Genomic DNA, 24,837 nt, shown 5'->3' with positions numbered 1-24,837 from the left:
ATAAAGGGCTTAGCTGAATGTAGATCCTCTTTCATTTAAAGGCTTTATACCAGCGTATGAATAAAAAACACCCCAACGATCTTAGATCTGAGGGGTGTTTTTTTGTCTAGATAATAATCCAACAATTATATTTATTGTCATAAAAAAGCCATCTACATAGTGGTAGATGTCATTCGATAGTGCGACTAAATTCTAAGCATCCATATGCTTAATCACGGCTTCACCAAATTCGGACGTACTGAGCAACGTCGCATCTGGCATTAAACGCTCAAAGTCATAAGTGACCGTCTTATACGTAATAGCACCTTGGATACCATTGATGATAAGATCAGCCGCTTCTATCCAGCCCATATCACGTAGCATCATTTCAGCAGATAAAATCAATGAGCCTGGGTTTACTTTATTCTGACCTGCATACTTAGGCGCCGTACCATGAGTTGCTTCGTAGACAGAGATAGCGCCACTTTTATTAGCGCCCGGGGCGATACCAATACCGCCCACTTGAGCGGCGAGCGCATCAGAGATATAGTCGCCGTTTAGGTTCAAAGTTGCTATCACCGAATAATCTGCCGGACGCATCAAAATCTGCTGCAAGAACGCATCAGCGATTACATCTTTTATAATGATATCATTGCCCGTTTTTGGGTTTTTTATAGTCATCCAAGGACCACCGTCCAACAGCTCTGCACCAAAATTCTCTGCCGCTACCTCGTAGCCCCACTCTTTGAACGCGCCTTCAGTGAACTTCATGATGTTACCTTTGTGGACTAAGGTCACACTTGGCAAGTCATTATCGATGGCATGTTGAATCGCTTTTTGTACCAGACGTTGTGAGCCTTCTTTTGATACAGGCTTGATACCGATACCGCAGTCGTCAGAGAAACGGATATTGGTAACGCCCATCTCATTCTCTAAGAAGTTAATGACCTTCTTGGCCTCTTCACTACCCGCTTTCCACTCAATTCCGGCATAGATATCTTCTGAGTTTTCGCGGAAGATTACCATCTCGGTTTGCTCAGGATGCTGAACAGGGCTTGGCACACCCTCAAACCAGCGTACTGGACGCTGACACACATACAAGTCAAGCTCTTGACGTATCGCGACGTTTAATGAGCGAAAGCCGCCGCCAACAGGTGTGGTCAGTGGACCTTTAATGCTAATGACGTAGTCTTTTAAAATCTCTAGCGTCTCGTTTGGTAAGTACTCACCATCATAAATCTTAGCCGCTTTTTCGCCAAGATACGCTTCCATCCAAATGATGGATTTTTTACCGTAATAGGCTTTGTCCACTGCTGCGTTTACAACCTTTATCATGACAGGCGTGATATCCACTCCGATACCATCCCCTTCGATAAACGGGATGATGGGATTGTTGGGCACACTTAACGACAGATCAGCGTTTACGGTAATTTTTTCTCCGTCTCTTGGTACGATAACTTTCTCGTAAGACATGAATAAAACTCCTTGTTTTTATTTTAGGTGTCACAAGCGCATTTACTATTTTTTATAACTGTGCTGATTTCAACTATGATAGTTACGCTTGTTCGTTAAAATGATAATTACGCTTGTTCGTTAAAATTCTGATGAGCAAAACCATATAGTATAGGATTGCATACGATTGAAAAATTGCTTTATAGAAGCGTGAAAACGCAAACTGCTACAGGACAGTTTTTAATGATATGAGTCAAACTCACTGTATTGTATTAAAATAGAGAGTTAAGCAATAATTTTTCTCTCACATTACCGGTAGTCGATGATCAATATTACAGATACTACCCATATAATGGGGGATTTTGTTTCTAAAAATTCATACTGATGATGCCCTATTTTTGTAGTTCAATATGTAAACTATAGTAATTTGAACTCGACCTTTTCGACCTTATTTTCAGCAACAAGTGCCGCTTGCTCGGGCTTTTGCTGCGATGATCCACCTATGATTTGCCTTTAGGAAATACCATTTTATGTCGACTTCCAGTCTCATTTTATTCAATAAACCTTATGGGGTGCAAAGTCAGTTTCGTAATGACAGCAACAATGACCACACCACCTTATCGCACTATTTTACGGATAAATCCCTGCGAGTCGCGGGTAGGCTCGATGCTACCTCAGAAGGGTTACTAATTCTGACAAGTGATGGACGGGTAAATAAGGCCATTACTCATCCACCAAAAGCTAATGCTGGTCGTAAACAAGGCAAAACTTACTTAGTGCAAGTTGAAGGCATCCCTACTGCTGAGCAACTTGATAAGCTTAGAGACGGCGTGATTCTTAAAGACGGTAAAACCCTACCCGCCGATGTCAAACACGTCAATGAGGAGACATTACCAATGCCACTCTGGCAGCGTAATCCACCGGTTCGCGAACGTAAAAGCGTGCCAGACTCATGGCTGATGTTGACTATTTATGAAGGTAAAAACCGTCAAGTAAGACGCATGACCGCGCATGTTGGATTGCCTTGCTTACGTTTGATCCGCTGGTCGGTAGCAGGGTTTGAACTGGGTGATTTGGCAGTTGGTGAATTTACACGTGTTCATTTGAGTAAAGAGCGCTGCCAGCAGTTGGGTATTACCAGTTAATTAACGCTGTTTGATGAGGGATAGCTAAGCATTCATAAATAGGCCACTGCTATCCAATGCCTAGTATCTTGCCATGAATGAAGGGTTTTAATATTAAGTAAATATATTACGCCCTATTAAACGTAGCGTCTCGAATGCGTAAGGTTCATCTGCTAAACTTTAGCACTTCTTATATTATGTATAGTAGACCTCATCCACTGATCCATTAGTTTTTTACAATAGGGATATGCCATGATTGCTTCTCGTCGTTTTGTCTTGTTGACCACCAGTATTTCTGCTGCGCTTATGCTGAGTGCGTGTCAGCCAACAACAAAAGACAATGAGGCAGCAGTCGAAAATGAAGTCACGCCACCTGTCACTGACACCGCCCCTGCCCAACATCACAGTGAGCATGAAGATCACGGAGCAAGCGAAGATATTACAGTCGAAACGCCAATGAGCGACATGCTCAGAGACTACACAAAGTCAATGACAGGAATGCATGATGAGATGATGGTTGGGATGGGTTACAACGATCCTGATACAGCCTTTGCCAAAAGCATGCTTGGACACCATCATGGCGCGGTAGACATGGCAAAAATCCAGCTGAAATATGGCAATGATGATGTCATGCGTCAGCTCGCTCAAGAAATTATCGACAATCAGCAGGTCGAAATCGATATTTTGAACAAATGGCTCGCCAGCCATCCTGATACGGCCAAACCCAAACCCAATACCGAAGCAATGCAGCAAGCATATGCTAGAAGTATGGATGTCTTACATGGTGACATGATACTCGGTATCGCCGATCCTGTACCCGATGTGGCATTTGCACGCGGTATGTTACCGCATCATATGGGCGCGGTAGAAATGGCAGAGATTCAGCTGAAATACGGTACTGATGCAGAGATGCGTCAATTGGCACAAAATATCATCGATACCCAGCAGCCTGAGATTACGTTGATGCAAAATTGGCTTGCAAACGTTGAGACAGATGAGAATTCTCAAGACGTAAATGCTGAAAACAAAAATGAAGGTAATGAAAATAAGCCGCAGCAGCCTGTTTCTTAGAGGCTCTTTTACTTTTTTGGTCATTCTATAGCGCTATCGTTATCATAATAAACTCCCTGCTAAACAAGTCTTTTAGCGGGGAGTTTTTGTTTATGAATGACTAGAATATTATATAAACAGCAACTGACTTATAAATACTGACGTATAAACTTAGTCACGATCCATCACGTTGAGCCATGCCTGTGATAACGCGTTGCTACCTTCTACCAGATGCAGGCTCACTTTATAAGGCGCGACTTTTTTGGCATCGTCCGCATTGCCATTTATTTCCTGTGCTTCAGCAGCAGCTTTGGGTCGCACATTGACGCACATTAGCTCATCGCGGCGAAACAGATGGCATTCAACATCGCGCTCTGCCTGACTGAGCGCCGTTAATTGCTTATTAGTGGCTTTTATACCATCAATTGCAATGATGACATCGTGTGCTGATAGTCCAGCTTTGGCAGCAGGGCTATCACGCTGTACGCGATTGATTTGCAGTCCCGCTGGTGTCTCAGTACATCTTAGTCCCCAAGGCATGTGCTTGTCTGCCGTTTCCTTAGTATTGGTACGAAGCTTGATACCATTTGCCGTTAGCATTGCTTCAAGAGGTAGCTCTTCCACACCATTGACATAACGACGCTCAAAATCTTTCCAGTCTGCAAGCGGCATAAACTGTCCAATCACTGTATCCATGTCAGCATTGCTGATACCAATACGTTTATTGTCGTTTTGCTTGGCTTGCTCATAGAAGGATTTGACCACATCAAATAAGCGATAGCGACCCGCACTCTTTTGTAGCAGTGTCAAATCCAAGCATAAAGCAACTAGCGCCCCTTTATTGTAATAACTGATACCTGCATTGCCTGTATTTTCATCATTGCGGTAGAGCTTAATCCACGCATCAAAGCTCGACTCTGCGACACTTTGATGGGCGCGACCTGGGGTTTGGTAATAGCGGTTGATTTGTTCAGAAAGCAGTTTGAGATAACTGGTTTTATCAATCACGCCTGACGCTTGCAACATAAAGTCGTCGATATAAGACGTAAACCCTTCAAATACCCATAGCAATGGTGTAAAAGCCTCACGGCGCAAATCTACTTCTAGCATCACATCAGGGCGTACGGTTTTAACCCACCATGAGTGAAAATACTCGTGGCTACACAGTCCCAAAAATCGCTGATAATCTGCGCTTGGTATGGCTGGCTCATTAGTATTTGGTAGGTCAGCGCGCGGCGTAATTAGGCTGGTAGAGTTGATGTGCTCAAGCCCGCCGTAATCTTGCCCGCTGGCAAACGTCATAAAAGTATAATCGTTAAAAGGCGCATCACCCAACCAATCTAGATATGTCTGGCAAATCTGAGTCACATCCTGCTGTAATCTGCCCATATTGGCGCGATGCTTGCCTGAGAGATAAAACCTATGGGGCAATGTCTGATGCCCATTATCGTGAATAATAAAATCAAAAATGTCTTGTTCTGCGATTTCAAAAGGATAATCAATCAGCTCGTGATAACTGTCTGCCTCTAACGTATAGCTGTACTGTGCGGTATCATCTGATCCATCGAGACGTAGATGGGTCGAATTTAAGCCACATGCTAGTAGTACGCGATTGTCGTCTTTATCTGCCAAAAATGCGGCTGGCACAATTAAGCTTGCTTTTATTGATGCCCGCTCTTGCCCATCTATGGCAAGCGCTAAAGAGGTAAAGTTCCCGTACAAGCGCTGCTGATCAACATAGGCAGTACGCACTGATAAATCGTAACAGTAGACTTCATAGGCCACGGTTACTGTCTGTCCTGCCCCCGCTTCTGGCAGCTGCCACGTATGTTTATCTATCTTTTGTGCGCGACAAGTCTCGGATAATTTGTCACCATCCGTCACTTGGTACTGCACCGCCGTGATGTTTCGAGCAAACTCGCGCATCAAATAACTGCCCGGTATCCACGCTGGTAACCAAAGCTGAGGACAGTCGGACGTTGCTGTAAAACTAAGAGTGACGTCAACCAAATGCTCAAAGAAGCGTTCGAAATCGAATCGATAACGGATATCTGCTTTTATCTCAGTACTTAAACTGCTAGTACTGCCATCCGTATTCGTTAGCGAATTATTAGAAGTAGAGGTAAGTGAAGTCATTTTTTTATCCTTATTTTTATCTTCATGGTAGAAGCCCTGACCCAAAAACGCAACTGACAAATCATCTCCGTCAATACTCAATAACTTACCCTAAACAATAAAAAACAGTATTTATTTTTGGAAAATGGGATATTTATGAATATTAAATAACATTTTTTCTTATTTTTACCTTGAAAGTTATGTGACCCATCGCAATTAAAGATGCTAACTGCTAAAGTTACTTTAATAAACTGATGATAATGGACTAATGACGTGCCTATTTGGCTTGCTGATTGGGTTTTTTAGGTTTATTTCAACCGCATTTATTTTTTTACATAGATATATATTTAGGATAAATTATGACTACTATCGCAAAAGACACCGCCGTCACATTCAATTACACTCTAAAAGACGACGAAGGCAATATCCTTGACCAATCACCAGAAGGTCAGCCACTTGCTTACCTACATGGCCACAGCAATATCATTCCAGGTCTTGAGCAACAGTTAGAAGGCAAATCTGCAGGCGAAAAAGTCAATGCAGTTGTTGAGCCAGCTGACGGTTACGGCGAATACCAAGAGCAAGCGGTACAACATGTACCACGTGATAACTTCCAAGGCGTTGATGATATCCAGCCAGGTATGCAATTTCAGTCAGAAGCTGGTGGCCAAGTAATGCTAGTCACTGTTACTGATGTAAACGATCAAGAAGTGACTGTTGATGCAAACCATCCATTGGCTGGTAAGCGTTTGACTTTTGATGTTGAAATCCAAGAAGTACGTGCAGCAACTGAAGACGAGCTAAACCACGGCCATGTACATGGGGCAGGTGGCGTTGAGCACTAATCTCTATTAGAGATACAGCAAAAAGGTATTAAATGATAGGTTCATATTGAGCTTGTTACTTAATCCAAAAAGGTCAGTGGCTTTGTCTACTGGCCTTTTTTTATGGAATGTATGTCTATAAAAAGTTTTATGAAAAACTCATATACGATCAAGCGATAATTATAAATTACTCTCTTACAGACGTAACAAAGCCGCATAACGACAAGCATTATGCGGCTTTTATCACCAACCATCCATGTTAACGTTATATGATATCTAATCCCGAGATATCTTATAACCGACAGGCATCCAGCCTTATTATCCTTAATTAACAAACCACCTATCCCTGGTGCGACTTTCAAGATACTAATCCCTAGTACCAATGAACCGTTCCGTTCAATCATGCCGTACAGTTATAATCGCAGATTGCCCTATGATTAGTAAGAGGTCTGGGCGTCAATTGATGTAAGCATATGCTTACATCAACTTTTTACGGTGATTTTGAAAATTACCGTATTGCCTACTTATAACTTTTCTTGAGGGCTTTGTAAGGCCTCAGGTTCAGCGCTGAGCATAATATAAGCGGCTTCATTGATAAAGGCTTCGTCTTCAGGCAGTTGTGGGCGCTCATTAGCTTTCATGCGACTACGTTCTTCAAACTTTGCGTCCATTGCGGCTTGATAAGTATTCCAGTTCGAATATGGGCGCTCACCCGTTGCGATGAGGCGTCTGTTTTCAGCTTCTAATGAGCGCTTTTCAATCAGTTGCATTTTGGCACGGCGACTATTGATATCGAGAGGGATTGGTTTTTTCTCATCGTCCATATCGCGAATGTCATTCAACGCTGACAAATACACAAACTGTGGGTTTTGTTCTTGACGGATTTTAGACTGCTGATTGAGCGTTGCAAGCGTCGCATCAGTGAACTTGCCTTCAGGCTTATAAGGCGCTGTTTTGATGGTGTCCCAAGGCAATGCTTTTTTCTGCGCACGCTCACCAAAGGTTGCATCATCATAAATGTTGACCAACTCAACATCAGGCACGACCCCTTTATTTTGCGTACTACCACCAGTGACACGGTAGAATTTACGCTGCGTTAGGGTCGCTGAACCCAAAGCCAAGTTGTCGAGCTGAATTTGGGCAGAACCTTTACCAGTGGTGGTACTACCAACGATTAAGCCACGACCATAATCTTGAATAGCGGCAGCAAATATCTCACTGGCTGAAGCTGAAGCTAAGTTGGTGATAACAACCATCTTGCCATCATAGAGTTGCTCGTCGCCATCATCATCACGGTATACTTGGACATTGCCACGATTGTCGCGGATCTGTACCATTGGCCCGCTCTTGATGAAAAACCCGAGCATCTTGGCAACTTCATCCAGCGAGCCACCAGGATTGTTGCGTAGATCGACTACCAGACCATCGATATTTTCTTTATTTAATTCTTTTAACGCTTTTTCAGTATCTATACTGACACTACGATAATCTTCTCCGTTACGGCGCGCACGGTAGTTCAAATAAAAGCTTGGTATCTCAAGCACACCAATTCGTTTTGGCGTCTTATCAATGTTAGGTCGTTGTACTTGGACGACGCGATGAGTAACGCCCGACTCTTCTTGCTGAATAATGTCACGAACTACTGTGACGTTACGGGCACTGGCATCAGGGGAATTTGGCTGACGTACCTTTATCGTCACTGATGTTCCACGTTTACCACGAATCAAGCTCACGATTTCGCGCGTTGACCAGCCGACCACATCGACCATATTTTCGCCGTCTTTTGCGATACCTATAATCAAATCATTGGGCTTAATCTGACCAGACTTGGCCGCTGGCCCACCATCTACTAAGGTGACAATACGGGTATAATCTGGGTTCTTACGATCAGGACGGATCGATACGCCAATCCCTTCTAGTTGTAGACTTGATTGAATCTGCAACTCATTGGCCTGAATCGGCGCATAGTAGTTACTATGTGGGTCATAGGTCAGCATCGCTGTGTTTAAGATGGTCTCCATGATCTCGTCGCTGGTAAGACGCGTAAACTGCTCCTGCTGGCGCGATAAGCGATTTTGTAAAATCTGACTGGGTGTGCGCTGATCGTTACGTACCAAATCCTGTCCACGCGTGATGTCAGGATTATTCAAAAACACCGCTTCTTTGGCTTTCTCGTCTTCTTGACCCAAAGTGATGCTCATCAACTGAAACTTTAACTGACGCGCCCAATAATCACGCTGCTCTTTTTTGGTTTTAAAATGACTGAGCTTTTCACGGTCAAGGACAATGGTGTCATCACTCGTCAGATCGAGATCTGTTTTTAGCATTTTGCTCGCCATAGTAAAATACTCGTTTGAGCGCGTACGGTAACGCTCAAATATCTCTACTCCGGCAGATAAATCACCACGTTTGAGACGAGCACCGAAATCATCAGCGTATTTTTTCTTAAACTCATCGACATCAGATTGTAAAAACAGAGTATGGTTGGTATCTAGGCTATCGATGTACATAGACAAAATCTCACTACCAGTCTTACTGTCTAGTGGCTGATTAAGATAATGACTACGATCCAGCAAAGCGGCGACTTGACGAGTGGTAATTTTTTGTTCTGGTGTCTGTACGAAGCCTTCAGTGTTGGTATCTGCTACCGCTGTGCCGTAGCTTTGGGTAAGAATAATACCGGCGATGCCCACTGACGCTGCACTGAGTAACCACTGTGCTGGTTGTTTTTTCATCATATGTACCTAGTTATTTTGAGTTAAAAATATTACTTATTTGGTCAGAACTTTTGGTCTTAAATAAAGAGTGTTAAATCGGCTATTGTCTATCGAACTTATTGTCTTATCTGTTGCTTTGTACGTCATACAATTGCTTGCACACTACAATTCAAATAAATTGACTTACTATAAGTCTAATCTTTGGGCCTCATTATTGGCGGCCAATATAACGTTAAAAATCAATCAATATTATCATGCCTGTAAACCATGAACTGTCTCAAACTGTATAAGCAATCTTACACCCTACGTCTGCACATACCAAACTTTCTATCACATTTATTGTGGCTATTCTTATTGTGACGTTTGTCACGCGCTTCATCAAAATTCTCATTACAACTTTCGCCACGATTCTACTCGAGATAGTGACCTGTTTTTAGATCATAACGCCATCAGATTATGCGCATGTCATAATAACTGTCATAATAAGACCATTGTGACAATCCTGATAGCGGACTAAAGCCCCATTCTCATTGGCCTTTGTCCTCAAAATTTACCACACGGCATAACACAATAAGGATTACGCTATGTACGGCGTTTTAATGATTGATATTGATAGTACGGCACTGACTGCTGAAGATGTGAGCTTAATCAAACAAGCACAAGTTGGTGGCGTGATATTGTTTGCACGTAACGTCGCCGATGCCGCACAGGTGCGAGCATTGTGTGATGATATTCGCTACCATAATCCTGATATATTGATTGGGGTTGATCAAGAAGGTGGCCGCGTCGCCCGACTACGCGAAGGGTTCACCCCACTACCCGCTATGGGCAGGCTTGGTGACTTATTTAACCGAGACCCAAACCGTGCACTTAACTGTGCTTACGACTGTGGCTATTTGATGGCAGCCGAAGTTTTGGCTGTAGGCATCGATTTAAGCTTTGCACCCGTGCTCGATAGAGATGGTATCAGTCAAGTCATCGGTGATCGTAGCTTTCATCATGAGACGCAGGCCATTACTGCTTTGGCGACCCAGTTTATGCGCGGTATGAAGACAGCAGGCATGGCAACCACGGGCAAGCACTTCCCAGGACATGGCGCTATCGCACCTGATTCTCATGTAGCAGAAGCCATCGACACGCGTAGCTTAGATGAGATTATCAATAGTGACATGCAGCCGTTTGCTCAAACATTGTCATGGCTAGATGCTCTCATGCCAGCTCATGTGATTTTCTCGCAAGTGGACAATAAACCAGCAGGGTTTTCCAAAATCTGGTTACAAGAGATCCTTCGTCATCAGCTTAAGTTCGATGGTGTCATTTTCTCAGATGATTTATCAATGGCAGGAGCAAAAGCCGCAGGAAATGTGAGCGACCGCGTTAAGGCTGCGATTGAAGCTGGCTGTGATATTGCGCTGGTTTGTAATGACCGCGTTGCCGCTCATGAAGCAGCAGAAGCGGCGCAAGAGCTACCTTATCCTCATCAAAACCGCGTCAAAACCATGTGCGGCAATATTCCTATCTGGCAAGGCGATCTTGAGTCTACTTGTCAGCAGTTTGACTATTGGCAACAAGCCAAACAAAACATCACACAGACTTTTTTTGATACGCAATCCCTAACCCAGACAGCTACTAGCATCGCTGAGGCAACAGACCCTACCAACTATAAATAGCGCTTTATCAAAAATAATTAACACCAAAATAAAAACCGCTCCTTTATAAGAAGCGGTTTTTTGATGGCTAATACGTATTTACTATGTTGAAGTAAGAATAGAAGCTTAGTTTGTTGGATCTAATGCCGTACCTTGAGTGGCATCATCACCGTCTGGCAATATGTCATCATTATTGTTATCAAGTGGATTCAAATCTGGATCCAGCTCATTATTAGTACCTAACGCAGTGTTAGTAATGGGCGCATCAGTATTAGCATTGACTGCTTCATCAATAACCACAAACTCGATACGGCGGTTACGGAAACGGCCCTGTTCAGTTGAGTTGTCTGCAACAGGCTCTGTTTCACCCATGCCTTTTGTAGATAACTTACTTTCATCGACACCTTGAGAGACTAAGTACTCTTTTACAGACTCAGCACGCTCACGCGATAGCTCCATATTGTATTCATTTGATGCTTGAGCATCGGTATGACCAACAATCATCAAATTCATGTCTGGTACTTCAACCATGATCTTAGCGGCACGGTCAAGGAACGCTTTATTAACTTCAGGAATTTCAGCTTTGTCCAACTCAAAGTTAATCACCTGTATGCTCAAAGCACGAGCAACATCACGAGGATCTGGATTTTCTCCAAGGTTTGTCATAGCCAAATCGGCCGCTGCTAAACTGTCATCGATTTCACCCTGCAAATCTAGTGGACCTTCCGCTTCTACTGTCATCGATGGTGCAGCTGCCTGTAAATCAGACACTAACTGGTCCAGTGCTGCTGCGTCTGGCGCGTTGACTACAATTGTGTCGCCTTTGATAATCATGCTGGCGTTTGGTACATTTTTGACGATAGGTAGAATGGTCGCAAGTTGCGCAGCTGCAGGCATGTCTGCCGCAAAGTTATCATCAACATCAGCACGGCACTTATTGGCTTCGTCACCGAACGCACTGGTTAACGCATTCATTACGTTGGTCTGTAATGTCTCATCACCAACACTCATACTACAAGCATACAACTCGTTATTCTCACCTGTCGCGATACGTAGTGAAGCAGGCTCTATATCTGCGGCGACTGCTACTTGCTCATTACTGTTATCTGCTTGTTGTTCAGTCACAACTGGCGTTGCTACAGGCTCAGGGTTTTCTTGACAACCGCGCAACAGCGCCCAAGCAAGTGCGCCCAAAATAATCAAACCAATAATAGGTAACAAGGCTTTCATAAAGCTGCCTTGCTTTTCTTCTTCACGCTGTAACGGCGCTGTGCTGACCGTATCTGATATACGCTCACCAGCAACAGGCGTGGCAGCCAGCATACCAGCTGGTAAGACAGTACTTGCCCACGCTGGAATATGGTGCTGATAGCTATCAAGATTGTCGTTCAAAAACTGCGGTACAGGAGTGTTACCTGCTAAGCTTTTAATTTCGTGAAAAGCAAGGGGCGCAGCCATTGCAATCAAACCGCGGGTGGCTGTGGTATCGACGTTGTGTTTGTCCGCCAATTCACGTGCAATTTGATCGCGATGTGTATCGTCTGTCCAAACGCGATCATAAAACTTTTGATCTTCACGTGCGATGTTTTCATTGGCAAAGCGATCGTAGGTCTCTCTGTCAGCAAGGCGAGCAGCAAAAATCGCATAAAATTGCTCAAGCAAATTTTGCTTAGCGGGACTGCTTTCATCCCCTAATACTGCTGGGCTGACCGTTCGTGTCAAATGATTGATAATATCCATAGTATATTTTCTCCATTACTTATTAATATAATTTGAGTGCTAAAAGTCTTAAATGCTAAAAAATTTTGTATGACAAAAAGCCATACTAGAAAATTCTGACAAAAAACCACTAATATAAAATAAAAAGGCCTGACAGCTAAAACCGTCAAAGGCCATATTTAACCAGTACCATTATAAAAATTTTAAGCCCTAGTTCACAATCGGCACGTTGTTGTGCAAATGATACGTTAAGTAATGTTTCAGTTATGACACGTAACCAAAAGAGGGCTAAGGTACAAGTCACTAACATATCAACAACCATAAGGAAGAAACCGTATTTTAAATTATGATATGAGAGAGAATGGTTTGAAATTCACCACTAATAAATCTCTTGAAGTAAAGAAGCAGAAACTCACCTCTAAAAATAGCACTGTATAAAATACTGAGTATGCTATCCGAATGATGGATAGAGATACAAAACAACGCGTCTTATTTTAAAATGCTTATAACTTATATAAAAAAAGGCAGTATGATTATTCACTCATACCGCCCTTTTGGTTTGTCTTTTGATTTGATAGCCACTCGGTCTTATAAATTCTAATGAGAAGCGACAACGTTCTTATTAAAATAATTGTTATCTTACCTGCGCGGGTTCAACGACGATGACACTACTTGCCATGTCATCTACTTCTGACAGAGAGATAGGACCTGAGGGTCTAGTTGGTGCGTTGTTAGTCGGTACGCTATTAGACGGGGAGTTATTAGGTACATTGGCAGGGAGCGTGCTGGTATTATTATTAAAACTGCCATTATTGGGTGCAGGTGAGTTGGGTGCAGGCAGTACCCTATCGCCCGTATTATCATCTGATGCCTGATACTCGCCTGATCCACTGCCATTATAGTTATTATATTGGTTATTAGACACTACACCGCCATTTTCAAACTGACTGTTCGCTCCATTCATACTTGTCATACCATTGATAGGATCACCGTTGCTGTTATTAGGCAATGGCAGAGGCGCAGTGCTGTCAATAACCATAGTTGGCGCTAAGGCGCGGATGTCTGTGACCAAACGTTGTAACAGTATACTATCTGGCGCTTCCAACGTCAGACGGTCGTTTTGTAAATGGAGACGGGCAAATGGGGTTGATCTGAGCATGGTGAAGATATTAGGCAGCACCGGTGCTGGCATAGCGGCAATATCAGTTGCTACCCCTGCCCGTACGGTAAATTGACAAATACTCGCTTGCTCACCAAAGCTTGCATTGAGCGCTTGTTGCAAGGTGCTCTGTAATGCTTCATCACCGACGGTGGCGCTACAGTTGTACAAACTGCCGTTATTGTCTACTCCAACGATCAGCTCAACTGGTGTCATGACCTGTGCTGGTGGTGCAGTTGATGATGGAGGCACTACAGGCTCTGCTACTACTGGTACAACAGGTGGCGCATTGTTGGGTCTAATCAGCATTGCCCAAGCAGCAAAGGCAATGGCAGTGAGGGCGATGATTAATAAAAACACTCGTACCAGTAGGTCATTGCGTTGGTTGCGGGTGCGTATCTTTTCTCGCTTCATGCTGCCGTTGTCGCTCCAATGATGCGCTGACGGATTGGCATGAATGGCATCTGTACTGGCAGTAAAATCAGTAGCAGTACGGTTCTCATCCGCGTTTTTTAAGTAGTTCGCGTTTGCCACATCAGATGCGATCGACGTAGCGCTGATACCCGTATCTGTATCAGGTTTATGGATTGCAGCTAAAGGAGTCTCACTCATTAATGCAGTAGTAATGTCTGCTACGGTTTTTGAGTCAAGGTTTGGGTTTAAGTTGGATTCATTGCTGTGGTTTTGTGGTCCGTCAATCACAGGCACCGACCATATCGGTAGATATTGACGCAATGCTGTCTGCTCTGGCTGTAAAAACGCTGGCAAAAATTGCCCATTGGCCAATATCTTGAGTTCACGATATGCCAGTGGTGAAGCATTAATGAGCAGCTGTGACGTCGTTAATGCATCGATATGATGCGTGGCAGACAGTTCTTGAATGAGAATTTGCTGTATGTCTGGGTCTTGCCACAACTGTTCAAACAATGGGCTTTCTACTGCTCTCTCAGTCGTTATCACGTTATCGTTACGAATGAGGTGCGAGTAAACCTGCGGCAATGCCAAACGCGCCACTAAAATAGCGTAAAACTGCTCAAGTAGACTGACATAAGCCACACTACTTTTACGGTCACTCTCGCCCAATACAGCAGGCGTAACCGTTCTTTCTAACTGGTCGATTATACTCATAAACCCTTGCCTCTGTCGGCCGTCACTTTAATGCCATAAAAAACTGTATATTTGACTTATTTATCGTACTGTACTTAAAAATAATTCTGTTGTTTATTCACTATTATTATCAATAATGTGACTATTGCTCACTTTCTTTAACACCTTAATATATTATTCACTATAAAAGCATAAAAATGCATTGTTTTGTCACATAATAAATTTTTTCGCAGTTCTAACTACTGTTAGTATTAGCCTACTATAAAGACCTAATATCTAATAATGTGTCATTGGTTATGTTTTTTTATTCAGCCGTAACGCTTCGGCGTTGAACCTTGTCATTTATACCCATTTATAACCTTGTCACATATCAGGCACGGCCTAAGGATTTTCCTTTGTTTAACCATACGACTCTTATCATTATTATTACTGTTATTGTCAGCTTATTGGCATGGCAAAACAAGGCGTTATTTAACCGATTTATTTTTTATCCACCAGCGGTAAATAATGGTCAGTGGGATCGTTTTGTGACGCATGGTTTTATTCATGCTGATAGCATGCACTTACTGTTTAATATGTTTACCTTATATTTTTTCGGTCGCGCTATCGAAGGTCTCTACCGTCCCTTCTTATTTGGTTATGGTTTTGTGGTTTTTTATGTGCTTGCTATTATTGTTGCAATGCTACCAAGCTATATTAAAAACAAAAATAATGCCAGTTACTTAAGCCTTGGTGCTTCAGGCGGTGTGTCAGCCGTATTGTTTGCTTTTATTTTGCTCGCGCCATGGGAAAAAATATATCTATTTGCCATTATTCCTATCCCTGCGATACTGTTTGCTGTCGCTTATATAGTTTATAGCATTTACGCTGATAAACGGGGCGGCTCAAACATCAATCACATGGCACATCTGTGGGGCGGCGCGTTTGGTGTTATTGCCACGATTGTTCTAGAGCCAAAAGTACTGCCACACTTCTTAAACGCATTGTTATCGCCTGGTTTTTAGATTGACTAATAATTAGATAAAGTGCTTTAGAATAGATCTGAGTAACAGAAAACCTTACAGCACTGCGTTAATACACGACGCTCTTTTATACATTGAGATTTGATAGTTCATTATGATTATAGATATTATCGGTGATATTCACGGTTACGCAGATAAGCTAGTTGGCCTATTAACACAGCTAGGCTACCATCATAACGGGCAGTATTTTGTCCCACCAGTTGGTCATCGAGCCTTATTCATCGGAGACTTGATTGATCGCGGTCCACAGCAAATTGCTACGTTAGAGATTGTCTTTGCCATGCTTGATGCCGACGTGGCCGATGCCGTGATGGGCAATCACGAATACAATGCTTTGGCTTTTGCTACGATTGATCCAAACAACCCTACTCAGTATTTGCGCGTGCATAATGACGTACATATGCGTCAACATGAGGCATTTTTAGCCGAAGTGCCATTTGGATCAGACAGTCATCAATATTGGCTACAGCGTTTTTATGAAATACCTTTGTGGCTTGAGAGCGACGACGCCTGCTTTGTACATGCTTGCTGGGATGTCGATAGTATGGCCATATTAAAGCCATTATTGACGGAAGATAATTGCCTAACAACGCGGGGACTAGTAGTGACTGCTAGCGAACCTAGCGTCCCGTTTGATGCACTAGAGCGGGTATTAAAAGGTGTAGAAACACCGCTACCTGACGGTATGGCAATGGTTGATAAAGAAGGAACAAGGCGCACGCGAGTACGGGTACGCTGGTGGCTTAATGAGCTTAACAAGCGCACGCTTTATGAGGTAGCTCGCGCCCCTTCATCTGCCTTGGCTCAAATCCCAAATGATGCCTTAGCTGAAAATATCGATTTTGCATTAAAAACCGATAAGCCTGTGTTTGTTGGTCATTATTGGTTGACTGGCATGCCTGAACCGCTCAGCCCGCAGGTGGTTTGTACCGATTATTCGGCAGCAGTAGATAATGGTTATTTAACTTGTTATCAGTTTGATACTGAGCAGCCACTGCCCTTAAATCCTAGTAATTTTGTGCAGTATATTCACGATTCTCCTTTAGATACCAATCATTAGAGTGATAAGTACCAACTGGTAGAGCGACGCTATTTGCCTTGCTTTGTGATTAAACATCAAACTTGGCTTTACGAGGGCGGCAAAATTTTTGTATGATGGTCTTTTTGAGGATATGCAAGCATGAGCACGACATCGGCTACCCATAATACTGCTGAGCAAAACGGCCCTATCACCTCTCCTGCTGGTCAGCCAAAAGTTGGCATCATCATGGGATCACAATCTGATTGGGCAACCATGAGCGCTGCAGCACAATTGCTTGCAGACTTTGATATTGCCTTTGACTGCGAAGTGGTTTCTGCACACCGTACGCCCGATAGATTGTTTGACTATGCCAAAAGTGCAAAAGACCATGGCTTACAAGTGATCATCGCAGGTGCTGGTGGAGCCGCGCATCTGCCGGGTATGTGCGCGAGCCAAACGCCGCTGCCTGTGTTTGGCGTTCCTGTCAAATCTTCTATGCTCAGTGGTTGGGATAGCTTATTGTCTATCGTACAAATGCCCAAAGGCGTTGCCGTTGGCACGTTAGCGATTGGGACGGCTGGGGCATATAACGCAGCCCTTCTTGCGATTCAAGTTCTTGCCTTGCATGATGATTCGATTGCCACTAAGCTGGATGCGTTACGTACGGCGCAAACCGATACCATTCTTGCCAGCCCAACGCCAGGTATCATTAACACCTAACCGTTAATCTTCAATAAATGAAAGATAATGGATATCAAATACTGTTAATACCAGTCATATAAGCTCAAACGATTTTGGCTGAATAAGTAAGTTTAGATAGGTTTTGCTTAACACAAGGTGCATACAATGCACCTTTTCCTATTTTAATAGGTAAATCTTCAGATTTTAATATACCAAATACATTCTTCATTTTTAACTTAAAGAGCCTGCCATGACTACAGCGAACGCTTACCCTGTTACCCAAACCATTCGTACCATCGGTATTTTAGGCGGTGGTCAACTTGGTATGATGCTTGCCGAAGCTGCCATGCCATTGGGATATCAATGTGTATTTTTAGAAGACAGTATTGATTGCCCAGCAAGCCTATATGGTCGCGTTTTTCATAGCGAACAATTGGAAGATTTTATTGCGGCAGCAGACGTCTTTACGTTGGAGTTTGAAAACACGCCAACGGCCACCGTTGAGAGACTAACGGATTTGTCAAAATCTGGCAGCAAGCAAGGCATGTTTCCGCCGCTTATTGCCCTTGATATCGCCCAAGACCGTTTAAAAGAAAAGCAAATGTTTCAGTCGCTTGATATCGCAACCGTCCCCTTTATGACCGTCAACTCTGAAGCTGAATTGCAGCAAGCTTGTCTTGAATTGGGACTACCGATTGTGCTCAAAACCAGTCGCGGCGGTTATGACGGTAAAGGTCAGTTTGTCATCAAGGAAGACCACGATATCAAAGCCGCTTGGCAAGATCTCAAAGATGCCGTTAGTGGTAAAGGCGAGCTCACACCAACGCCCGCTCCCTTGATTGCTGAGGGTTTTATTAACTTTAGCCGTGAGGTGTCTATCATTGCGGCACGAGCGCAAAATGGTCAAGTACGCAGTTATGATTTGGTCGAAAACCATCATCATCAGGGCATTTTAGCCAAAACTCAAGCCCCCGCCGTTGGTACCAGTCATTTGCTCAAGCAAGCAACGGATGCCATCACCACCGTCATGAATCATTTGGACTATGTCGGGGTTATGGCGCTTGAATTGTTCGTCGTTAAAGATGAGCGCGGTAATGATACGGTACTTGCCAACGAGATTGCGCCCCGTGTACACAACTCAGGGCATTGGAGTATCGAAGGTGCTATCACCAGCCAATTTGAAAACCATATTCGCGCTGTGGTCGATTTACCCTTGGGTGATACGGACAATATCCATCCGGCCATTATGATAAATGTGTTGGGACAATATCCGGATATTAGTGCTGTACTAAACATTGATGGTGCTCATTATCACAGCTACCACAAGGCTGAACGTGACGGTCGAAAAATTGCGCATATCACCTTGATGCCCAATGACGTGACTGATTTAGAGCCAGCGCTTGCCAAGCTTGTCGCAGTATTGCCTAATAAAGTAGGTCTTGATAAAAAATCAGAGATTGAAGAGAGTCAGCTAGAAGCAGTAGACAGCCTAACGACTTTCGATGACAAGAACGTAAATAATGCAAAGCGAGCAGCGCACCAAGCGGATGATATGGTAGACGCTGAACCACAAATACAGAAGGTGCAAAAATAATGCAGATTTGGGTGGATGCAGATTCAGTGCCATTAATTGCCAAAGACTTGATTATCAAAACCGCTGAACGTACACAAACGACAGCGATATTCGTCGCCAATCAACTGATTAAACTGCGCAAGTCACCACTCCTCATTATGAGAGTGGTGCCATCAGGATTCGATAAGGCTGATGATTATATTGTGGAGCAAATCCAACCAGGTGATCTTGCCATCACCAGTGACATTCCTTTAGCCAATGACATTTTGGACAAAGGTGGTATGGTATTGACGACGCGCGGTATGATCTACGACAAAAATAACATTAAGCAAAAGCTCAATATGCGCGATTTTATGGATACCATGCGCGGCACGGGTGTGTTAGAGCTACAAGAAATGAGCGGACAAAAACCTTACGGTGACCGTGACAAAAAAGCATTCGCTGATGGTTTAAATCGTTTGGTTCGTTAGTGTCTTTTATAATTGCAGTTTGAGTCTTATCTATAGTCTATCCACTATAAAATAAATACAGTGCTGTTAAGATAAATTTTTGCAGCCTCTATCAGCAAAGGCATAGCAAGCAAGAAAATATTATTTTAGCAGTACGACTATAATGGTTGTGTCTCTTTGATCTAGAATAAACTGTATCTGATAAACTTTGCTTCCTTGCAAACGGTATACATTCTATAACTAAACTTCATGTAATCGGCACGCATCATAACGAAGCATACCGTCCATTCTTGTTACGCTATAGTCAGTTTTTAGAACGACGTTTTTCCAGCATTAGAGCAATAATCGTCTCTAATGCTAGACAAATGCTACTTTTAAAAAAACTCTCTATAAAAATAGGAATGATTATGAAAATTTTAGTGATTGGCGCAAGTGGTCGCGTAGGTACTGAACTGGTTAAGCAGTTGTTAGCAGACGATCATCAGGTCATTGGAACCACCCGTCAGGCAGAAACTTTATTCGATGCTGACAACTACAGCCAGCTTGATCTGGACATCACAGCCGAAAAAGATGATATTCAAGACCAAATTGATGAAGATATTGATGCTGTTTATTTTGTGGCAGGTTCTGGCGGTAAAGATGTCTTAGAAGTTGACTTGCACGGCGCAGTTAAGACTATCCAAGCAACCGAGGACAAGGGTATCAAACGTTATATCATGCTCAGCGCCGCATTTTCACTAGACACCAGTAAGTGGGACAGCCCTGGCATTGCTGACCTAAAAGAATACTATATCTGTAAGCATTATGCCGATCAGTGGTTGGTAAACAACAGTACGCTTGACTATACAATCGTACAGCCGGGTGCCCTAAAAGAACGTGCTGGTACTGGCAAGATTGCTATTGACGACAGCGCTGGTGAAAACTCAATTGAAGACGTTGCCACTACCCTAGCAGCTGTACTCAATGCCAGTAATACCATCAAAAAAGCCTTTAACATGCATAATGGTGACATCGATATTGCTGAAGCCATTGCTACGGTATAAATCGATTCATAATTAATAGTTAAATAACCAATATATTAATTGATTATAAGAAAGGGCCGCTCATTATTCAGCACTGTTTAGACAGGCTGATAATAAGTGGCCCTTTTCGTTATATCGCATTAGACTTAATTAGGCCAATCCGCTCGGAAAAGCAATGACATCTTCTAAGCTACTTGCTCCTGTAATCACCATGATTAATCTGTCTATCCCCACAGCGATACCACTACAAGGCATGAGATCATCAGAGGCAGCGATTAAATGCTCATCAATGGGCATCACAGGTAAATTATGGCGCTTGCGCAGTTGATTGTCTTTCTCAAAACGCGCCCTTAAGGCTTGCCCATCTGCCAGCTCGTCATAGGCGTTGGCAATCTCAATGCCGTTGATATACAGCTCAAAACGCTTGGCGACCTCATTACCCTCTTTATCAAGGGAGGTCTTTGCCAATGCTGCCGTCGCAGGCGGATAATCTATAATTAAAGTGGGCAAATCATGACCCAAGTTCGGCTCTACTGCATGACTAAACAACAAATCAAGCCAGCTTTGGCGACGATCGTCTTCACTGTCATTTGCACAACTCGCCTCACTATTAAAATCAAACCCTATCAGACCCTTGTCTTCTGCCACAGCTTGTAAGGCCGCAAGACTCGCTGTCAGCGGATGTATGCCAACGAAATCCATAAACGCATCGACGTAGCGATAGTGATTCATGACCACGGGATAGCCGTATAGCATCTCTAATAACTCACCAACCTCAGCTGCCATATCCGCTAAGCTGTAATTTGGCTGATACCATTCGAGCATAGTAAATTCGATATTGTGTCTCACGCCTATTTCATTATCTCGAAACACAGGACAAATTTGATAAATAGGCACTTGCCAGCTCGCCAATAAACGCTTCATGGCAAACTCAGGTGAAGTATGCAGATAATACGTGCGCGGTCGATCTTGATAAGTCACTTGAGCAGCAACGGACTGCAAAAAAGTATCCGTATTACCAGCTTGTGACAGTAACGGTGTCTGCACCTCCAGTACATGCCGATTGGCAAAAAACTGACGGATATTGCTTATCAATTGCGCACGCTGCTGTGCCATTGTTAGTGACATGGTAGGTGCGTAGCTTGGTTTTTGAGGGGAACTAAAAGATTGAGTCATGATTGCCTACTGCGACTGACGAATGCTAAAGAGCCAAATCGTTTTTATAAATAATTTTTTAGCCTTTGAGTTTAAGATTGCCATTCACGGCGTAAATGATAATCGCGTCTTAATCCATCAAAATCAGTACCCTCTATATGACCATCTACTGCTTTACTTCTCAGTGCCGCATCGTCTTGCATGATGTCATAAAACTTAATCAATCTGTCTGGATGCATTTTTAACTCAGACCACAAAAACATATTGACTGGCAACAGCGCCTGCATAGATTGAGCCGGTATGACGGTCAATTTTTCACATAGCGCATCATAGATGATCTGCGTACCGCGCAGCTTACCTTCTAGTGTGTAACCAGCAATATGCGGTGTGGCAATAGTTAGTTTAGATAATAAACGCTCTGAAATTTGAGGCTCATGTTCAAATACATCGAGCACCACTTGTCGCTTCGTACGCTCAATATCTGCTTTCAGGTCGCTTGCACGAATAACAGGCCCACGTGCGCTATTAATCAACATAGTATGCGCGGGCATCATAGCTAGCGCAGCGGCATCAATAAGATGACGTGTTGGATAATCAAAGTCGCTGCTAATACGTCCAGTGTCTTTTCTACTTACTGTACTTGTGCCTTTTTTGTCTGTGAGCGGCACATGCAGACTGACAACGTCACTTTGGCTAAGTACCTGCTCAAGGCTGGCATTATTCATATCTGACGCGGGTAACAATGGATCATATCCTAACACCTGCCAGTCCAAATCGCTTGCATACTGCGCAAGCGTGCTGCCAATATTACCAAGTCCGATGATACCGAGTGTGATTGATTGCTGCCAATACTGCGGGCGTAAGGTCAAGATGGCGGTCAACACATACTGCGCGACAGAGTGCTTACTACAGCCAGCCGCATTGGCAAAAGTAATCTCTCGCGTTGCCAAATAGTCTTGATCAACATGATCGGTACCGATAGTTGCAGAACCCACAAACTGTACACTGTTATTATCCGCCAACAACGCCTCGTTTACTTGCGTTACAGAGCGTATCAATAGAACATCAGGCTGCGTGTCTGCCAATAATGCGGCAGTGATATCACGTCCAGCGACCGTAACGATATTGACGGTCTGTCCTGTTGCGTGCCCAAGCGTTAACGCATTAAAAAATTCGTCTAAGCTTGCGATATTGTTGTCTGCAATTATAGTAATAGGTTTAATCGTATCCATCTTGGCCTTCATGACAGTTGCAACATCATTGTGAATATTTTTATAACCGGTATGTTTACTCTGGCTTTTCAGTCGGTGGTAACATTTGGCTATCAGATAACTCTTGCTCTTGCGCCGCAAATAGCTCATTTTTATGGTTTGAGATCCATTCACGCCATACTGCAAGTCCGATTGCTAGTACTACAGGGCCGATAAATAAGCCCACGAAACCGAAAGCCGTTAGACCGCCTAATACACCAATAAAAATAATGATAAAAGGAATCTTGGTCGCACCACTAATCACAATAGGGCGAATCAAATTGTCAACCCAACTAATAACCAGCGTGCCCCACAGTGCCAAACCAATACCCTCTACTGTATGACCTTGGCTCAACAGCCAAATGGACACACCACCCCAAACAAACGGCGTACCAAAGGGGATCAAAGCAATCACAAAAGTGACAATAGTCAATAAAATAGGACTTGGCGCACCCGCAAAATAGTAACCGACACCTGCTAGCAGTGCCTGTGCTAGGGCTGTCAGCCCAATACCATATACCACAGCGCGCGTGGTGGTGCCCACTGAGTCAATATACCCATCGATACGATTACCAATGATATTACGTAGTGCTTGGCGGATTTGACGAATCAAACTTGTGCCATCGCGATAAAAAAAGAACAGCGTCATCAGTGCCATACCGAGCTTAGCAAGACTGCTCAACACCACATCTAATGCGACCTTGCCATAATATAAATGTGACTGAACCCAAAGACGAAAAGCTTCGAGCGTGCCCTCAGGGTTTTTGTTGATGCGCCACAGTACATCTTTGACTTGCTGACCGATAATTGGCAAGTCTTTAATGGAGTTTGGCACATCTAAATAGCCGACTCTAATCCGATAGACTAAATTGCTGATTAAGCTCAGGGCTTCTTGTTGTAAAATAAATACCCCAACGACAAGCGGCACACCTATTATCAAAGAGATACTTACCGTCATAATAGCAGCGCTAAAATTGGGACTCAGCTTTACTTTTTGATAAAAAAAGTTATAAATGGGAAAAGTCACATACGCTAAAATTGCCGCCCAAATTGCGGGCACAATAAAAAACTGTACCACCTGAAAACACAATACAAATAACACAACCAATAAAGTAATGGCCAGCAAGCGCTGAATAATAAATTCTTTTGTCCAATTTTCAATCATAGCGCATAAACCAAAAGCAGACAGCATGGCTTTATTTAAGCCCTACTGGCAAGTTTATAAATATGTGATGAACGTCAACTTACAGACCATGTCCATAAACTGTATCCATTAGCGAGTGTTGTGGGTCGTCGGTATAAGGGTACAAAAACCTGTTTTGTAAGCGCCAAACTATAGAGTACCGTACCATATTTCCATTCAAAAATTCTATCAGAACCGAGTAAAATATGGTCGTTGTTGTTTCTCATTATGCAATAAAATAGGCCAGTTATATAACTCTATGTTGTAATTTTTACTTACAACTTTCTCTATCTAAGCTTACTAGACCATGACAACACTGGATAAGATGCCATACATATGCTTAACCAGTAAAAACAATGGCACCAAAACTGCTTTTGTCTTTACGCTTTAAACAAATATCTTGCAAGCTAATTCACTGGCGCGTTCTATTTGTCGTGACAATTGATGTTATACTAAAGATACTATTGTAAGATTTTCAACACAGTTACGTTGGTTTGACCTTATTTATTTTGATAATTATAAAGACATAGCATTTTTTGAATCATAAACCAAAACCCTCTTTTATCGTCCTTCTCTAGACTCTCAT

The 24,837-nt window shown here is 43.1% G+C and carries 18 protein-coding genes; 10 read left to right on the top strand and 8 right to left on the bottom strand.

Annotated elements, in window-relative coordinates:
- Positions 1-192 precede the first annotated feature (192 nt).
- Positions 193-1,452: an NADP-dependent isocitrate dehydrogenase gene (icd, locus tag ACT3TH_RS06485; protein ID WP_444755027.1), complete on the bottom strand. Its 1,260-nt coding sequence runs from the start codon at positions 1,450-1,452 to the stop codon at positions 193-195.
- Positions 1,453-1,961: 509 nt separating this feature from the next.
- On the opposite strand from icd, the gene ACT3TH_RS06480 reads away from it, so the two are divergent.
- The gene (locus ACT3TH_RS06480; protein WP_444755026.1) at positions 1,962-2,576 is read left to right on the top strand and encodes a pseudouridine synthase; all 615 of its coding nucleotides are present in this window, start codon (positions 1,962-1,964) and stop codon (positions 2,574-2,576) included.
- A gap of 231 nt (positions 2,577-2,807) precedes the next feature.
- On the top strand, positions 2,808-3,626 hold the full coding sequence (copM, locus tag ACT3TH_RS06475; protein WP_444755025.1) for a CopM family metallochaperone: 819 nt from the start codon (positions 2,808-2,810) through the stop codon (positions 3,624-3,626).
- Between the two features lie 150 nt (positions 3,627-3,776).
- Here copM and ACT3TH_RS06470 read toward each other — a convergent pair whose 3' ends face one another.
- On the bottom strand, positions 3,777-5,741 hold the full coding sequence (locus ACT3TH_RS06470) for a M61 family metallopeptidase (protein WP_444755024.1): 1,965 nt from the start codon (positions 5,739-5,741) through the stop codon (positions 3,777-3,779).
- A 338-nt stretch (positions 5,742-6,079) separates the two neighbouring features.
- Here ACT3TH_RS06470 and ACT3TH_RS06465 point away from each other — a divergent pair, with 338 nt between their 5' ends.
- Entirely contained in the window at positions 6,080-6,565 is a 486-nt protein-coding gene (locus tag ACT3TH_RS06465) for an FKBP-type peptidyl-prolyl cis-trans isomerase (protein WP_062843751.1), read from the top strand.
- Between the two features lie 503 nt (positions 6,566-7,068).
- Here ACT3TH_RS06465 and ACT3TH_RS06460 read toward each other — a convergent pair.
- On the bottom strand, positions 7,069-9,279 hold the full coding sequence (locus ACT3TH_RS06460) for a carboxy terminal-processing peptidase (RefSeq protein WP_444755023.1): 2,211 nt from the start codon (positions 9,277-9,279) through the stop codon (positions 7,069-7,071).
- 566 nt (positions 9,280-9,845) lie between these two features.
- Between ACT3TH_RS06460 and nagZ the strand changes: the two genes are divergently transcribed.
- The gene (nagZ, locus tag ACT3TH_RS06455; RefSeq protein ID WP_444755022.1) at positions 9,846-10,931 is read left to right on the top strand and encodes a beta-N-acetylhexosaminidase; all 1,086 of its coding nucleotides are present in this window, start codon (positions 9,846-9,848) and stop codon (positions 10,929-10,931) included.
- A gap of 105 nt (positions 10,932-11,036) precedes the next feature.
- On the opposite strand, the gene ACT3TH_RS06450 is transcribed toward nagZ, so the two are convergent.
- Entirely contained in the window at positions 11,037-12,650 is a 1,614-nt protein-coding gene (locus ACT3TH_RS06450; protein ID WP_444755021.1) for an OmpA family protein, read from the bottom strand.
- Positions 12,651-13,263: 613 nt separating this feature from the next.
- The gene (locus ACT3TH_RS06445) at positions 13,264-14,916 is read right to left on the bottom strand and encodes a hypothetical protein (protein WP_444755020.1); all 1,653 of its coding nucleotides are present in this window, start codon (positions 14,914-14,916) and stop codon (positions 13,264-13,266) included.
- A gap of 374 nt (positions 14,917-15,290) precedes the next feature.
- On the opposite strand from ACT3TH_RS06445, the gene ACT3TH_RS06440 reads away from it, so the two are divergent.
- The 6 genes from ACT3TH_RS06440 to ACT3TH_RS06415 all read left to right on the top strand — a co-directional run bounded on the left by ACT3TH_RS06440 (position 15,291) and on the right by ACT3TH_RS06415 (position 20,684).
- A complete protein-coding gene (locus tag ACT3TH_RS06440; protein WP_444755019.1) occupies positions 15,291-15,899 on the top strand; it encodes a rhomboid family intramembrane serine protease in 609 nt (202 codons plus the stop codon).
- Between the two features lie 112 nt (positions 15,900-16,011).
- Positions 16,012-16,977, top strand: coding sequence for a metallophosphoesterase (locus ACT3TH_RS06435; protein ID WP_444755018.1), 966 nt, complete (start codon positions 16,012-16,014; stop codon positions 16,975-16,977).
- A gap of 120 nt (positions 16,978-17,097) precedes the next feature.
- Positions 17,098-17,658: a 5-(carboxyamino)imidazole ribonucleotide mutase gene (gene purE, locus ACT3TH_RS06430; protein ID WP_444755017.1), complete on the top strand. Its 561-nt coding sequence runs from the start codon at positions 17,098-17,100 to the stop codon at positions 17,656-17,658.
- Between the two features lie 211 nt (positions 17,659-17,869).
- Positions 17,870-19,213, top strand: coding sequence for a 5-(carboxyamino)imidazole ribonucleotide synthase (locus tag ACT3TH_RS06425; RefSeq protein ID WP_444755016.1), 1,344 nt, complete (start codon positions 17,870-17,872; stop codon positions 19,211-19,213).
- The gene (locus ACT3TH_RS06420) at positions 19,213-19,662 is read left to right on the top strand and encodes a YaiI/YqxD family protein (RefSeq protein WP_444755015.1); all 450 of its coding nucleotides are present in this window, start codon (positions 19,213-19,215) and stop codon (positions 19,660-19,662) included. The genes ACT3TH_RS06425 and ACT3TH_RS06420 overlap by 1 nt, the downstream gene beginning before the upstream one ends.
- Positions 19,663-20,048: 386 nt before the next feature.
- The gene (locus ACT3TH_RS06415) at positions 20,049-20,684 is read left to right on the top strand and encodes an NAD(P)H-binding protein (protein WP_444755014.1); all 636 of its coding nucleotides are present in this window, start codon (positions 20,049-20,051) and stop codon (positions 20,682-20,684) included.
- 129 nt (positions 20,685-20,813) lie between these two features.
- Here ACT3TH_RS06415 and epmA read toward each other — a convergent pair whose 3' ends face one another.
- From epmA to ACT3TH_RS06400, 3 genes are all read right to left on the bottom strand, one after another.
- Complete coding sequence (epmA, locus tag ACT3TH_RS06410; RefSeq protein ID WP_444755013.1) at positions 20,814-21,839, bottom strand: EF-P lysine aminoacylase EpmA; 1,026 nt, start codon at positions 21,837-21,839, stop codon at positions 20,814-20,816.
- Between the two features lie 71 nt (positions 21,840-21,910).
- Positions 21,911-23,041, bottom strand: a complete 1,131-nt coding sequence (locus ACT3TH_RS06405; RefSeq protein WP_444755121.1) for a 4-phosphoerythronate dehydrogenase — start codon at positions 23,039-23,041, stop codon at positions 21,911-21,913.
- Between the two features lie 64 nt (positions 23,042-23,105).
- On the bottom strand, positions 23,106-24,233 hold the full coding sequence (locus ACT3TH_RS06400; protein ID WP_444755012.1) for an AI-2E family transporter: 1,128 nt from the start codon (positions 24,231-24,233) through the stop codon (positions 23,106-23,108).
- Between the last annotated feature and the right edge of the window lie 604 nt (positions 24,234-24,837).

It is taken from the genome of Psychrobacter sp. AOP22-C1-C5, from assembly GCF_052378885.1.
GTDB lineage: Bacteria > Pseudomonadota > Gammaproteobacteria > Pseudomonadales > Moraxellaceae > Psychrobacter.
Note: the sequence above shows the minus strand (reverse complement) of the source record. Positions and strands in the feature narration are given on the sequence as shown.

What these genes read in the sequence shown, in the direction of transcription:
- icd (WP_444755027.1), bottom strand. Translation starts at nt 1,452, where the DNA reads ATGTCTTACGAGAAAGTTATCGTACCAAGAGACGGAGAAAAAATTACC.
- ACT3TH_RS06480 (WP_444755026.1), top strand. Translation starts at nt 1,962, where the DNA reads ATGTCGACTTCCAGTCTCATTTTATTCAATAAACCTTATGGGGTGCAA.
- copM (WP_444755025.1), top strand. Translation starts at nt 2,808, where the DNA reads ATGATTGCTTCTCGTCGTTTTGTCTTGTTGACCACCAGTATTTCTGCT.
- ACT3TH_RS06470 (WP_444755024.1), bottom strand. Translation starts at nt 5,741, where the DNA reads ATGACTTCACTTACCTCTACTTCTAATAATTCGCTAACGAATACGGAT.
- ACT3TH_RS06465 (WP_062843751.1), top strand. Translation starts at nt 6,080, where the DNA reads ATGACTACTATCGCAAAAGACACCGCCGTCACATTCAATTACACTCTA.
- ACT3TH_RS06460 (WP_444755023.1), bottom strand. Translation starts at nt 9,279, where the DNA reads ATGAAAAAACAACCAGCACAGTGGTTACTCAGTGCAGCGTCAGTGGGC.
- nagZ (WP_444755022.1), top strand. Translation starts at nt 9,846, where the DNA reads ATGTACGGCGTTTTAATGATTGATATTGATAGTACGGCACTGACTGCT.
- ACT3TH_RS06450 (WP_444755021.1), bottom strand. Translation starts at nt 12,650, where the DNA reads ATGGATATTATCAATCATTTGACACGAACGGTCAGCCCAGCAGTATTA.
- ACT3TH_RS06445 (WP_444755020.1), bottom strand. Translation starts at nt 14,916, where the DNA reads ATGAGTATAATCGACCAGTTAGAAAGAACGGTTACGCCTGCTGTATTG.
- ACT3TH_RS06435 (WP_444755018.1), top strand. Translation starts at nt 16,012, where the DNA reads ATGATTATAGATATTATCGGTGATATTCACGGTTACGCAGATAAGCTA.
- purE (WP_444755017.1), top strand. Translation starts at nt 17,098, where the DNA reads ATGAGCACGACATCGGCTACCCATAATACTGCTGAGCAAAACGGCCCT.
- ACT3TH_RS06425 (WP_444755016.1), top strand. Translation starts at nt 17,870, where the DNA reads ATGACTACAGCGAACGCTTACCCTGTTACCCAAACCATTCGTACCATC.
- ACT3TH_RS06420 (WP_444755015.1), top strand. Translation starts at nt 19,213, where the DNA reads ATGCAGATTTGGGTGGATGCAGATTCAGTGCCATTAATTGCCAAAGAC.
- ACT3TH_RS06415 (WP_444755014.1), top strand. Translation starts at nt 20,049, where the DNA reads ATGAAAATTTTAGTGATTGGCGCAAGTGGTCGCGTAGGTACTGAACTG.
- epmA (WP_444755013.1), bottom strand. Translation starts at nt 21,839, where the DNA reads ATGACTCAATCTTTTAGTTCCCCTCAAAAACCAAGCTACGCACCTACC.
- ACT3TH_RS06400 (WP_444755012.1), bottom strand. Translation starts at nt 24,233, where the DNA reads ATGATTGAAAATTGGACAAAAGAATTTATTATTCAGCGCTTGCTGGCC.